This is a genomic window from Gemmobacter sp. 24YEA27 (assembly GCF_030052995.1).
Classification (GTDB): domain Bacteria; phylum Pseudomonadota; class Alphaproteobacteria; order Rhodobacterales; family Rhodobacteraceae; genus Pseudogemmobacter.
This window is the reverse complement of sequence record NZ_JASJPW010000001.1, coordinates 3,191,799-3,204,865: the sequence shown is the minus strand read 5'-3', so window position 1 is coordinate 3,204,865 and position 13,067 is coordinate 3,191,799. Positions and strand designations below refer to the sequence as shown.

The following is a 13,067-nucleotide window of genomic DNA, read 5'->3' as shown; positions in this document are numbered from 1 at the left end:
TGTCCGGAAATATCCCGGGGTGGGGCCCGCCAGGGCCGGCGGGCGTGCCCTCTTTTCCGCCCCCTTCCATCATCCCTGCCGCCCTTTGCGGAGTGCCTGACGTGAGACTGACCTGCCCCCTTTGCGGCCCGCGCGACCGCCGTGAATTCACTTATTACGGGGCGGAGGATTACCTCCACCGCCCGGGGCCGGATACCGCGCCTGATCTTTCGCCGGGCGGAGCCTGGGACAATTATCTGCATCTGCGCGACAACCCGGCCGGGCCGACCCGCGATCTGTGGTATCACGACCAGGGCTGCGCTGCCTGGCTGCTTGTCAGTCGCAACACGCTCACCCATGAAATCACTGGCGTCGAGCTGGTCGCCGCCCGCAAAGGAGCGCGCGATGAGGCTTGAGGGCAAAGGCATCATCGACCGCACCCGCGAGGTGTCATTCCGCTTTGATGGCCGTGACTATCGCGGTTTTCGCGGCGATACGCTCGCCTCGGCTTTGCTCGCGAATGGGGTAAAGCTCTTCGGGCGGTCGTTCAAATATCACCGCCCGCGCGGCCTGCTGACGGCAGGCTCGGAAGAGCCTAATGCGCTGGTCGAGGTGATCGGCAAGACCTCGCGCACCCCCAATACGCGCGCCACGATGCAGGAGATTTTCGACGGGCTGGAAAGCCGCAGCCAGAACCGGCTTGGCAGCCTGCGCCATGATCTGATGGCGGTGAATGATCTTATCTCGCCCTTTCTCAGCGCCGGTTTCTACTACAAGACCTTCATGTGGCCGCGCCACTTTTGGGAAGGGCTTTACGAGCCCATCATCCGCCGCGCGGCCGGGCTTGGCAGTCTTGCAAAGGCCCATGACGAGGGCGTCTATGAGAAAGCCTGGGCGCATTGTGACCTCCTGGTGATCGGGGCGGGGCCGGCGGGACTGATGGCCGCGCTGACCGCCGCGCGGGCCGGGGCCGATGTGATCCTCGCTGAGGAACAGCCCCTGACCGGGGGACGCCTGATCGCGGATGGCGGGCTGATCGGTGGCGATCCGGCGGCGCAATGGGTGCATGCGGTCGAGGCAGAGCTGCGCGCGATGCCGAATGTCCGCATCATGACCCGGACAACCGTGACCGGCGCCTATGACAACGGCACTTATGGCGCGCTTGAACGCGTGGGTCTCCACCGCTCGCCCCGGCCCAATCTGCCGCGCGAATGTTTCTGGCGCATCGTGGCGCGGCGCGCGGTGCTGACCACCGGGGCGCAGGAACGCCATATCGCTTTTCCGATGAATGACCGGCCCGGCATCATGCTGGCCTCGGCGGTGCGGACCTATCTGAACCGCTTTGGCGTGGCGCCGGGCAAGCGCGTGACGCTGTTCGCCGCCAATGACCAGGCCCGCCAGACCGCCCGCGATCTGATGGCGGCAGGCGTCCAGGTCGCGGCGATCATCGACCCGAGAGAGGATGTTTCGGTGGTCGAGGAGTGCCCGGTCCATGCCGGGGCAGTGGTGATCGACACCAAAGGCCGTCACGCTTTGCAGGCGATCACCGTCAGGAAAGGGTCCGAGACCTTCCGGATCGAGACCGATTGCCTTGCGGTTTCGGGCGGCTGGAATCCGGGCCTGCACCTGACCTGCCATATGAACAGCCGCCCGCGCTGGTCGGAAGAGATCGCGGCTTTCGTGCCGGTCGAAGCTGCGGTGCCGGGGCTTGCTGCGGCCGGTGCTGCGAATGGGTCTTTCTCGACCCATGGCGCGCTGACGGCGGGCAGGCTGGTCGCAGAACAGGCGCTGGCGGCGCTTGATTTGCGGGCGCCGGAACTGGCCGTGCCGGCGGCGGAAGACGCGCCCTATACCCATCGCGCGATCTGGTCAGTCGAGGGCGCAAAGGGCCGCAATGGCCGCGCCTGGCTCGACTTTGCCAATGACGTCACGGTCAAGGATGTGCAGCTCTCGGCCCAGGAGAATTTCGCCAGCGTCGAGCATATGAAGCGCTATACGACGCAAGGCATGGCGCCGGACCAGGGCAAAAACTCCAACGTCGCCGCGCTGGCGGTGCTGGCGGATGCGACCGGGCGGGGCATTCCGGAAACCGGGACGACGACCTTCCGCCCGCCCTATGTGCCGGTTTCCATCGCCGCGATGGGGGCGGGGGGGCGTGCGAAGGGCTTTGCGCCCGAGCGGTTCCTGACCTCGGACCAGGCCTCGCGCGACCGGCTGGCGCCGATGATCGAGGCCGGGCTCTGGTATCGCCCCTCATACTTCCCGAAACCGGGCGAGACGACCTGGCGCGAGGCCTGCGACCGCGAGGTTCGCATGGTGCGCGGTGCGGTCGGGGTCTGTGATGTCTCGACGCTTGGCAAGATCGACATTCAGGGGCCGGATGCGGGGCGGTTTCTCGATTTCGTTTATACTAATACGTTCAGTACCTTGCCGGTCGGCAAGGTCCGCTACGGGCTGATGCTGCGCGAAGACGGGCTTGTCATGGATGACGGCACATCGGCGCGCCTGTCAGAGACCCACTATCTGATGACCACCACCACGGCCGCAGCGGGCCAGGTGATGCGCCATCTCGATTTCGTGCAGCAGGCCTTTTGCGCCACCTGGAAGCTGCGGCTGATTTCGGTCACCGAGGCCTTCGCGCAATTCGCGATTGCCGGCCCGAAGGCGCGTGCGCTGATCGACACGGTGCTGGATCAGCCTTTGGGCGATCTGCCCTTCATGGGGGTCCGGCCGGTCTCGGTCGGAGGGGTGGAGGCGCGGCTGTTCCGGATCTCGTTTTCCGGCGAGGAAGGCTATGAGCTGGCGGTGCCGGTCGATTACGGCGAGGCGCTGTTTCGTGACCTGGTCGCCCGGGCCGAAACCATGGGCGGCGGCCCCTACGGGATGGAGGCGCTGAATGTGCTCCGGATCGAAAAGGGCTTCCTGACCCATGCCGAGATCCATGGCCGGGTCTCGGCTGATGATGTCGGCCTTGGGGCCATGGTCAGCACGAAGAAGGATTGCATCGGTCGCGCGGCAAGCCAGCGCCCCGGCCTGTGGGGGCCTGATCGCGAACAGCTGGTCGGGCTGAAGGCCTCCGGGGCCATTTCTGCCGGCGCGCATCTCTTCCGCCCCGGCTTTGCCGTCGAGCGTGAAAATGACCAGGGCTATGTCACCTCGGTTTGCTGGTCGCCGACGCTCGACAGCTGGCTCGGGCTGGCCTTCCTGACCGATGGCCGCGCACGGCATGGCGAGAGGATCCGGCTGGTCGATCATCTGCGCGGCATTGATGTGGAATGCGAAGTCACCCATCCGGTGTTCTTCGACGCGGATGGAGGGCGGATGCGTGGCTGAACTGATCGCAAAAGCGGCGCTTGACGGGCAGGGGCCGGTGACACGGGCGGGGCTGGTGCTTTCTGTGCTGCCACCCGCGCCGGTCTGGTCGATTGCGCCCTTTCCGGGCGAGGATCTTACGCCCGCGCTGGCGACCCTCGGGCTTGAATTTCCGGCGCCGGGGCACAGCCATAGTGCCGGCGATCTGCGCCTGATCTGGACCGGGCGCGATCAGGCCTTCCTCTTCGGCGGGCGCCCGCCCGAGGGGCTGGCGGCAGCGGTGACCGATCAGTCCGGCGCCTGGGCGGGGATTTCGCTGAGCGGCACTGGCGGCGAGGCGGCGCTGGCGCGGCTGGTCACGCCGGATCTGCGGCTTGCGGCTTTCCCGGTCGGTCATGTGGTCCGGACCGGGCTGAACCATATCCCGGCAATCGTCCTGCGCGAGGGCGAGACGGAGTTTCATATCCGGGTGTTTCGGTCCATGGCACGCAGCGCCTGGGCCGAGCTGGTCGAGGTGCTGGAGCATCTTGCCGCCCGCGCGGCGGCCGTGCAGGGCGGCGTATCGGCTCCGGCCAGAACAGGCTGAGGGATGAGGGAAGGGTAAATCCTTCCCTTTTCAGCATGCGCGAGAGGAGAAAAGACTGGCGGAAACCGGCCAGTTAAAAATTCGTCACTGGCATGTCGCAGGGAGCGGGTTTAAATGCTTCCTGAATAGAGTTTTCAGGAAAGCTGAACATGGCTGCCGATGGTCAGAACCCGGTGATCGAAGACACCCCCCGTATGAGCGCCCATAACGCCCCCGATCTGCATGAGGCAGAGCCGATCCCGGCAGCGGCCCGTGCCGCGATCGAGGAGCTGCTGCAATCGGCTGACCTCTTTCGCTACAATGCGCCGAAAGACGCGCCGGTCGCGCTGCTGGAGGCCGAATTCGCCGAACTTCTGGGCGCGAAATATGCCCTCGCCGTGTCCTCCTGCTCGGCGGCGCTCTTCCTGACGATGAAGGCGCTGGATCTGAAACCCGGTGCGAAAGTGCTGATCCCGGCCTTTACCTTTGCGGCGGTGCCCTCGGCAGTGGTGCATGCGGAATGCGTGCCGGTTCTGGTCGAAGTGGGCCAGGATATGCGTATTGATATCGCTGATTTCAAAGCGAAACTGCCGGGTGCCGATGCGGTGCTGATCAGCCATATGCGCGGCCATACTTCGGATATGGATGCGATTTGCGCGCTTGCCGATGCCGCCGGCATCCCGGTGATCGAGGATGCGGCCCATAGCCTTGGCACGCTCTGGCACGGGAAGAAGCTGGGCACGATCGGTAAGGCGGGCTGTTTCAGCTTTCAGTCTTACAAGATGGTGAATGCGGGCGAAGGTGGCATGCTGATCACCGATGATCCCGAACTCGCAGCGCGCGCGATCATCATGTCGGGCGCCTATGAGGAAAACTGGAAGAAGCATGGCGGGTTGCAAAACAGCTTCGGCCATTGGCAGAACAAGCTGCCTTTGTACAATGTGCGGATGCAGAACCTGTCGGCGGCGGTGATCCGGCCGCAATTGCCGATGCTGGCGGATCGGGTGACGAAGGGGCGGGCCAATCACGACCATGTGGCTTTGCTGCTGAATGAAAGCCCCTGGCTCTCGGTGCCGCAGGCGCTGGCGCCAGAGGAACGCGCGCCGGATTCGATCCAGTTCAGCCTGATTGGCGAATGGAGCGATGCCGAGGCGCGGGAGTTCCAGGCCGAGGCGAAAACGCGTGGTGTGCCGGTGCAGATTTTCGGGCTTTCCGAGGGCAATGCGCGGGCCTTCTGGAACTGGCAGTTCCTTGGTGAGACGCCCGAGCTGCCGATGACCAGAGCGATGCTGATGCGGGCCTGCGATATGCGGCTGCCGGTGCGGCTCAAGCGCGAGGAGCTGGAATATCTGGCAACGGCGGTGCTTGACGCGGTGAAAGCCGTCAAGGGTTGAAACGCCCGGTTCCTTGCAAGGAACCGGCACGAAATCTTTAAAGATTTCGTTTGGCGCGTCTCTGGCGGGACTTAGTTTACAGGATTGAGAGCTGGTCTTTCAGCCAGGGCCAGTCCTGCAGGGCAGGGGTCTGAACTTCCTCGCGCACAAGGATCCGCAACCGGCCCGCAATCAGGGCTGGTATATCGCGCATGACGTCCGCGCGCGCCATCAGCGAGAGGCTGCGCGACAGGGCGGCGAAGGGCAGGGGTGAGACCTCTACCTCGGCGCGGAAGCGCCGCGCCTGATGCAGCGCCAGCGGCGGCAGAATAGCCCAGCCCTCGCCCCCGGCCACCATGGCAAGGATCGCGTGATAGCTGTCGAGCTCGAAGCGCGCCGCAGGGCGCTGGCCCTCGCGCAAGAGATGCGCCGCGATCTGGCGGCCCATCAGATGCCGGGCGGAATACTGGATCAGCGGCAGATCCGCCGCGCCGCTTTTCGGCCGGATTGCCAGAAACGGCTCGCGCAGGATCGGATGCTGCTCCCGCTCTCCTTCCCAGGTCACTTCGCCGGGCAGATCCGCCGCCACCACGATATCCAGCGCCCGCGCGTCGAGCTTTTCCAGCAGACGGTGCGACGGCCCGGTCTCGAGCAGAAAGCGGCAGCCCGGCAATTCGCGCGCCAGTGCCGATAAAAGCCGGGGCGTCACATCGGCTTCGAAATCCTCGATCATGCCAAGGCGCAGCGTGGTCAGCCCGGCCAGATCAGATCGCGCGAGTTCCGCCCGCGCCTCCTGAGCTGCATTCAGCATGGTCTGGGCATGGCGGCGGAACATCGTCCCCGCCGGGGTCATCCGCACCGGCCTTGCGCCGCGATCCAGCAGGACCGTGCCAAGCGCGGCTTCAAGCCCGCTCAATTGCTGGCTGACCGCCGACGGGCTGACCCCGAGCCGCCGCGCGGCTGCAGAAATCGCACCCTCCTCGGCGGCAGCGAGGAAAACCTCGATCCCCCAGAGCGTTACACGGCCCTCGGTTTCCGCCATATTGGCCTCCGCAGCGGGCTGGGGTCAGAGTTTCGAGAGCTTTGCCTGCAATTCGGCCAGCTGCTTTCGGATATCGGCAAGGTCTTCGCCCTTTTCCGCGGCCGGTTCGGCTTCCGGCCCCGAAGTGGCCCCCGGCCAGCCCGGCATGCCGTTCATCACGGTTTTGAGGAAGGCCTCCTGCTGTTTCCGAAGCGCATCAAAGCCCGGCATTGTGGCCATCGGATTGGGGAAGGTGGACAGGTTCTCGACCATTTTCGATTGACTGTTGCGCAGCATTTCAAACGAACTTGCAAGGAATTGCGGCATCACCGCCTGCATGCCGGTCGTATAGCTGCGCACGAGATCGGTGAGCACATTTACAGGCAGCACATTCTGACCCTTGGATTCATGTTCCGCCACGATCTGCAGCAGATATTGCCGCGTCAGGTCATCGCCGGTTTTCAGGTCGATGATCTGTACTTCGCGCCCCTTGCGGATCAGGCCTGCGATATCCTCGAGCGTCACATAATCCGAGGTCTCGGTATTATAGAGACGACGGCTGGCATAGCGCTTGATCAGCAATGGCTTGTCAGTGGCGGACATTCTGCTCTCCTCCCGGGATTTACGGTAATCGACGCTGCAGGGCGTCAATTCCGTTTGCGCTCGCAGAGAAGCTTAGCGGCGCGTCTGATCAAAAAGCAAGAGCGGGCTCGACCGAGCCCGCTCAAACCTGGATCCTGACCGGCACCCGGGGAGGGGACGCGCCGGCCGGGGACTGTTTCGCGGCTGCGATTACTTCGCGGCAGCGGTGGCTTTTTTGGCAACCGACTGCACGTCGGCCGCGGCTTTTTTCACAGCGGCGGATGCGTCGTCCTGGGCTTCCTTGCCGGCGGCAAGCAGCAGTTCAACGGTCTCGACCTGGACTTTTTTCGCGATTTCAGCGAAGGCAGCCAGGTTCTCGGCAGCAGCTTCGGCAGATTTCGACGCGAAATCGGTCACGGCTTTGGTGTAGTCAGTCGGATCGGTTTTGGCTTTGGTGATGTCCGAGAGACGCGAGAAGGTCTCTTTGGCCCAGATGGCCGACAGCTCGGTCGATTTCTCGGCGGCTTCGAGAGCGACTTTCGAGAATTTCTCGCCGAAAGCGGCCTGGGTTTTGAATGCGTTCTGGAAAGCCGAAGCGTCAACCGGGAAAGAAGCCAGGACGTCCTGGAAAACTTTGGTGAAGTCAGTGGTCTTGTTCATTGCAATTCTCCTGAATATCGGGCGGTTGCAGCGGTTCAGCCCGTTTCCTGAAGGACTATATACATGCTGCAGCGCAGCATTTCAATGATTATTCTGCAATGCAGCATTAGCATGACCGGATCACAGGGCAGTGACAAAGGCTGCCAGGGTGCCCTCCGCGCAGGCAATTGTGATTTAAGGCTATTTTCTTCCGCCCGGCTTTCCGGTTCGCCTTTGAGGCAGATCAGTGCTTCGGCAGAAGCAAGGATGACGTAGCGGGAGATCGCTCATTTCTGGCGGGATGACGCAGCAAAAAAGCCAGGAAAACCTGGCTTTTTCGAATCGACCACCGGGCATGACTGATGCATCTGGGGCTTAGTCCTGTGCCGCTGCCGGTTTTACATAGGTTCCGGGCGCAGGGCAAAGCACCGGGTTTTCCGGCCCGCCAGGCGCGCGGGCTTTCACCATCGCACCGGAAGAGGCGGCAAGCCAGGCGCCCCAGCGGGGCCACCAGCTGCCGGGCGTCTTTTCTGCAGCTGCAAGCCAGGCCTCGGGCGTGCCCTCGGGCTGGGCCGCACTGGTCCAGTGGCCATATTTGCCCTTGGAGGGCGGGTTGATGATCCCGGCGATATGGCCGGATTCCGACAGGATGAAGGTCTTGTCCTTGGACCCCATCTGTTTGATGCCGTTGAAACTGCCTTTCCAATGCGCGATGTGATCGGTCTCGCAGGCGATCGCACAAAGTGGCACCTGGACCTGGGCCAGGCTCACCGGTTCTCCGAAGACGGGGAACTCACCCTTTGCGAACCCGTCCTGCTGGCAGAGCCCGCGCAGATATTCTACCGCCATCTTTGCCGGCAGATTGGTGGCGTCTCCGTTCCAGTAAAGCAGATCAAAGGCCGGCGGTGCCTCGCCCATCATATAGCTTTTGATCGCTGGCGTGTAGATCAGGTCATTTGAACGCAGGAAGCTGAAGGTGCGCTGCATGAACAGGCTCGACAGGATCCCGTCCTGGGCCGTTTGCCGCTCGATCCCGTCGACGAAATCATTGTCGAGAAAGACCCCCACCTCGCCCGGATCCGAAAAATCGGTGAGGGTGGTGAAGAAGGTCGCGGTCTTGACCGTCTTGTCGCCGGCCTTGTGCAGATGCGCAAGCGTCAGCGCCAGCGTGGTGCCGGCGATGCAATAGCCGGTGACATTGATCTGCTTTTCGCCGGTGATGCGCCGCACCTCGGCCATCGCGCGCAGATAGCCGTCGCGGATATAATCGTCGAGGCTGACATCGGCATAAGAGGCATCGGGATTCACCCAGGACACGACAAACAGCGTGAAACCCTGATCGACGATCCAGCGGATCAGCGAATTCTGCGGCTTCAGATCCATGATGTAGAATTTGTTGATCCAGGGCGGAAAGATCAGCAGCGGCGTTTTGTGAACCTTGTCGGTTGTCGGCGTGTACTGGATCAGCTCGAACATCCGGTTGCGATAGACGACCGCGCCCTCGGACGTCGCGATATTGCCGCCAACGGTAAAGGCCTCTTTATCGGCCAGCGTCACCATCAGCTCGCCACTGTTGGCCTCCATGTCGCGGACGAGGTTCTCAAGCCCCTGAACGAGGCTTTCGCCATCGGTCTCGACCGCGCGTTCCAGCGCATCGGGGTTGGTGCCGAGGAAATTCGTCGGCGAGAACATATCAACAATCTGTTTCGTGAAATAGTCGACACGCTTTCTGTCCTCGGGCGAAAGCGTCTCCATCTGGCCGACCGCGCCGGTCATCGCCTCGGAGTTCAGCTGATATTGCTGCTTGAGGTAGTTGAAGAAAGGATGCGTCTCCCAGAGCGGGTTGGAAAAGCGGCGGTCTTTGGGGAAGGGATCAGTGGGGGCTTTGAACTCGCCTTTGGCAAGCACCTGATTCGCTTCGACATAATGTTTAAGCGTCTTGCCCCAATAGCCGATCTGTTGTTCCAGCACCCGGCCAGGGTCGCGCATCATGCCGGCAACCCAGGAGGCGGCGGCTTTGAGATAGACATCCGAGGCAGGACCATCGAGGGCGGCATCATGGCTGCGCCGGGCGGAAACGGCGGCGGTGAGGCGCTGCGTCAGCTCTTCGATACGGGCGAGATTGGCATTCAGCCGTTCCATCCGTGCGACACTATCCGTTTCTTCTTTTTTTTCGGTAGTTGTCATATAAAAATTTCCCCCCTAACTTTGCTGCTGCGCAGCATAACGACTCCAGCCCCGCCCCGCCCGAAACCATGTGGGACCGGACCAGTCGCGCGCGAAGCGCAGGTACGGGTTATCTTTGGCAAATGCCTCAGGAACCCCCGGCGGGTATGGAGACGTGACGTGAAGTATATGGCGACCTATGACGTGATGGAAAGCGCCCGTAACACAAATGAGTGGCTGGGCGCGTCCATGCAGGCGCTTGCGAGCTATCCGATCTTTGCGCTTTCGATGAATCCGATGCTTCCGGTGATGGCGGCCTGGGGCAAGGTGACCGAGCGCAGCTTTGCGCGGATGGTGGCAAAGCCCGACTGGGGCATCCGCACCGTGGTCGGCCCCGATGGCCAGGACCACCTTGTTGACGAAAAGATCACGCTCGAGCGCGACTTCGGCAATCTCCTGCAGTTCTTTGTGCGGCGCCGCGAGCCGATGGCGCGGCGCATCCTGATCGTCGCCCCGATGTCGGGCCATTATGCCACCCTGATGCGGTCTACCGTTGCGTCACTTTTGCCCGATGCAGATGTCTGGGTTACAGACTGGCATAATGCGCGTGACATTCCGGTGTCGGCGGGCACCTTTGATGTCGAGGATTACACACTTTATATCGCCGATTTCCTGAAAGAGCTGGGGCCGGACACCCATGTCGTCGCGGTCTGTCAGCCGGTGCCTCTGGTGCTCGCGGCCACGGCCTGGCTGGCGCAGGAAGATCCCGATGCGCAGCCGCGTTCGCTGACACTGATGGGCGGGCCGGTCGATCCTGATGCGGCGCCGACCGAAGTGACCGATTTCGGCAACCGCGTCACCATGGGTCAGCTGGAACATATGATGATCCAGCGCGTCGGCTTTAAGTATAAGGGCGCCGGCCGGCTGGTCTATCCGGGGCTGTTGCAGCTGGCGGGCTTTATCTCGATGAATGGCGAACGCCACAGCAAGGCGTTTTCCGACCAGATCATGCGCGAGGCGCGGGGCGAGGCCTCGGACCAGGACGGTCATAACCGCTTCTATGACGAATATCTGGCGGTGATGGATATGACCGCCGAATTCTACCTCTCAACGGTCGAGCGGATCTTTAAAAACCGCGAGATTGCGCGCAATGCCTTTACCGTGAAGGGCAAGCATGTCGATATCGGGGCCATCACCCGGGTGGCGGTGAAAATCGTTGAAGGTGAGAATGACGATATTTCTGCGCCCGGCCAATGCCTTGCGGCGCTCGACCTGCTGACCGGACTGCCGCCGGAGAAAAAAGCGCAGCATCTTGAACCCGGTGCCGGCCATTATGGTATTTTCGCCGGCAAATCCTGGCGGCTGAATATTCGCCCGCTGGTTCTGGACTTCATCGACGCCAATGCGGCCGCCCCGAAGCCAGAGCGCAAACGGGCCAGAACCGTGACGCCGATCCGGCTGGCCAGCGTTCAGGGCAGCCCGACTGATCTGGCGGGCTGAGCCCAGGGTCAGCTGCAGATCTTGCGAGACATATGGTAAAGGGCCCCCTCGGGGCCCTTTTGCTTTCATGGCGGCAGGCAGCGGGTTCAGAGGGCGGGTTCAGAGCCCGCGCGCCCAACTCACGATCAGCTCTGCCACGGCCTCGCTTTGCCCCGGTGAGAAGATGTCTCCTGCGATAACATGGGCATAGGGGTCATCACCGGCCTGCATCCGGCGCTCGTTCACCGCGACAGATCCGCCCCAGGTTGCAATGACCGGCGCAATGGCTGTGGGGTCGATGACCTGATCTGCGGGCGCGTAAAGCACCAGAAGCGGCATCATCGCAGCGGTGAAATTGGCCGCCCGCGCCTCGCGCATCAGGGCGCCCAGTGGGTAAAGGGCGGCGGTCGGCCAGCGGGTCGCCCAGAATCTCTCATGCCCACTGTTGACCGGCGCTGTGGATTGGGTCGCCCCAAGGATCAAAGGCGTCCAGAGCCGGGGGAAGGGCGCGTCGATCATCCAGTTTGCCGGATTGTGCAATGCGAAGGCCGGCGAGATCAGCACCACCCCTGCCATGGCTTCTGAAAGCTGCGGGTCGGTGGCCGCCAATGCAGTCAGCGCGCCACCCATCGAGGTGCCGATCACGATCACCCGGTCGCCCAGCATGCGCCCGATCGCCATAGCCTCGGCCATATCTTCGATCCAGGCGCCGGCTTCGACCCCGGCCATGGCCTCGGGCGCGCGCCCCTGGCCGGCGAGCCGCGTGTAAAAGAGATTGGCGCCAAGCGCGCGGGCCACCTCATCCGGCACCGGGCGGATTTCCTCGGCCGAGGCGGTGAACCCATGCACATAGACAATGGCAAGCGGCGTTTTGCGCCCCTTTTCGCCGGCCCAGAGGATGCGTTTCGCGGCGCCCGGGCGGATATCGGCATATTGCTGCTCGCTGACCTGGAGCCAGACCTCGGGGTCATCGCCCAGCACCGCAGGGGTAAAGCTGATGCCGCGCTCAACCCTTTCGCGGGGGGCGAAGACCCAGAGCACGGCGATCAGCAGCATGGCGATCAGCAGGGCGGCGACAAGCCGTGCGGGCACCGGCAAAGCGGCGAAAAGGCGGTGTATCACCGCGCGGCCCTGTCCTGCGCCGTCTGCTGCCCGGCTGCGCGCGCGATGACCTCACTCACGCTGGCCGCGATCTGCGCCAGGCAGTCCGGGGTCGAAAAGCGGTGATCCGCGCCCTTGACCAGCGACAGCCGCAGATCCGGTCCATCGGCATGCGCGAGGAGCTTCAGCGCGACCGAAGGCGGCACATCGGTATCCGCCGTGCCCTGCAAAAGCCGGACCGGGAAGGGGAGCGGCAACGGGCGTTCCAGAACCAGGTTCTGCGCGCCATCCTCAAACAGCCTGCGGGTAAAGATATAGGGCTGATCGGCGTAATCCGAGGCGATTTCGATCCTGCCCTCGGCAGTGACCTGATCGCGTTGGGCGTCACTCAGCTCTTCCGCCCAGGTGCGGGCGGTGAAATCCGGCGCGGCCGCGATGCCCACCAGGCCCGCGATCCGGTCCGGCATCGCACGGGCGAGGAGGAGCGAGATCCACCCGCCCATGGACGATCCGACAAGGATCAGCGGGCCTTCGGTCCGGGCCTCGATCACAGCGCGCGCATCCATGGCCCAGTCGCCGATGCAGCCCGCCTCGAAATCACCCGAGGATTGCCCGTGACCGGAATAGTCGAGCCGCAGGAAGGCGCGGCCCTGATCCTGGGCCCAGGACTCCAGAAACAGGGCCTTTGAACCCTGCATGTCGGATTTGAACCCGCCGAGAAATACCACAGTCGGGCCGCTTCCGGCCGTTTGGGTAAAGGCAAGCCGGCGGCCCTGGGGCGAGGTAAGGAATTCGGTCAACTGCTGCTCCTTCACGGGCGTCTTTCGCGCAGGCCGGAGCCTATCAGAGC

The 13,067-nt window shown here is 63.3% G+C and carries 11 protein-coding genes; 5 read left to right on the top strand and 6 right to left on the bottom strand.

The window, feature by feature from the left end:
* Positions 1-101 precede the first annotated feature (101 nt).
* The 4 genes from QNO18_RS15910 to QNO18_RS15895 all read left to right on the top strand — a co-directional run bounded on the left by QNO18_RS15910 (position 102) and on the right by QNO18_RS15895 (position 5,250).
* Positions 102-395 (top strand): sarcosine oxidase subunit delta, encoded by a 294-nt coding sequence (locus QNO18_RS15910; protein WP_283178465.1) that lies wholly within the window; start codon positions 102-104, stop codon positions 393-395.
* Positions 385-3,312 carry a sarcosine oxidase subunit alpha family protein gene (locus tag QNO18_RS15905; RefSeq protein ID WP_283178464.1) on the top strand — a complete coding sequence of 976 codons (2,928 nt, stop codon included), beginning with the start codon at positions 385-387 and terminating at the stop codon, positions 3,310-3,312. The genes QNO18_RS15910 and QNO18_RS15905 overlap by 11 nt, the downstream gene beginning before the upstream one ends.
* Complete coding sequence (locus QNO18_RS15900) at positions 3,305-3,877, top strand: sarcosine oxidase subunit gamma (RefSeq protein ID WP_283178463.1); 573 nt, start codon at positions 3,305-3,307, stop codon at positions 3,875-3,877. The genes QNO18_RS15905 and QNO18_RS15900 overlap by 8 nt, the downstream gene beginning before the upstream one ends.
* A 194-nt stretch (positions 3,878-4,071) precedes the next feature.
* Positions 4,072-5,250, top strand: coding sequence for an aminotransferase class I/II-fold pyridoxal phosphate-dependent enzyme (locus tag QNO18_RS15895; RefSeq protein WP_283178821.1), 1,179 nt, complete (start codon positions 4,072-4,074; stop codon positions 5,248-5,250).
* A 76-nt stretch (positions 5,251-5,326) separates the two neighbouring features.
* Here the strand turns inward: QNO18_RS15895 and QNO18_RS15890 are convergent, their stop codons facing one another.
* From QNO18_RS15890 to phaC, 4 genes are all read right to left on the bottom strand, one after another.
* On the bottom strand, positions 5,327-6,271 hold the full coding sequence (locus QNO18_RS15890) for a LysR family transcriptional regulator (RefSeq protein ID WP_198837119.1): 945 nt from the start codon (positions 6,269-6,271) through the stop codon (positions 5,327-5,329).
* Positions 6,272-6,295: 24 nt separating this feature from the next.
* A complete protein-coding gene (gene phaR / locus QNO18_RS15885; protein ID WP_283178462.1) occupies positions 6,296-6,853 on the bottom strand; it encodes a polyhydroxyalkanoate synthesis repressor PhaR in 558 nt (185 codons plus the stop codon).
* A 189-nt stretch (positions 6,854-7,042) separates the two neighbouring features.
* A complete protein-coding gene (locus QNO18_RS15880; protein WP_283178461.1) occupies positions 7,043-7,492 on the bottom strand; it encodes a Phasin in 450 nt (149 codons plus the stop codon).
* 354 nt (positions 7,493-7,846) lie between these two features.
* Positions 7,847-9,658 carry a class I poly(R)-hydroxyalkanoic acid synthase gene (phaC, locus tag QNO18_RS15875; RefSeq protein ID WP_283178460.1) on the bottom strand — a complete coding sequence of 604 codons (1,812 nt, stop codon included), beginning with the start codon at positions 9,656-9,658 and terminating at the stop codon, positions 7,847-7,849.
* A 159-nt stretch (positions 9,659-9,817) separates the two neighbouring features.
* Between phaC and phaZ the strand changes: the two genes are divergently transcribed.
* A complete protein-coding gene (gene phaZ, locus QNO18_RS15870; protein WP_198837114.1) occupies positions 9,818-11,137 on the top strand; it encodes a polyhydroxyalkanoate depolymerase in 1,320 nt (439 codons plus the stop codon).
* Between the two features lie 99 nt (positions 11,138-11,236).
* On the opposite strand, the gene QNO18_RS15865 is transcribed toward phaZ, so the two are convergent.
* Together QNO18_RS15865 and QNO18_RS15860 are read right to left on the bottom strand one after the other, a co-directional pair.
* Positions 11,237-12,238: an alpha/beta fold hydrolase gene (locus QNO18_RS15865; RefSeq protein ID WP_283178459.1), complete on the bottom strand. Its 1,002-nt coding sequence runs from the start codon at positions 12,236-12,238 to the stop codon at positions 11,237-11,239.
* The gene (locus QNO18_RS15860) at positions 12,235-13,017 is read right to left on the bottom strand and encodes an alpha/beta hydrolase (protein ID WP_283178458.1); all 783 of its coding nucleotides are present in this window, start codon (positions 13,015-13,017) and stop codon (positions 12,235-12,237) included. The genes QNO18_RS15865 and QNO18_RS15860 overlap by 4 nt, the downstream gene beginning before the upstream one ends.
* Positions 13,018-13,067: the final 50 nt, after the last annotated feature.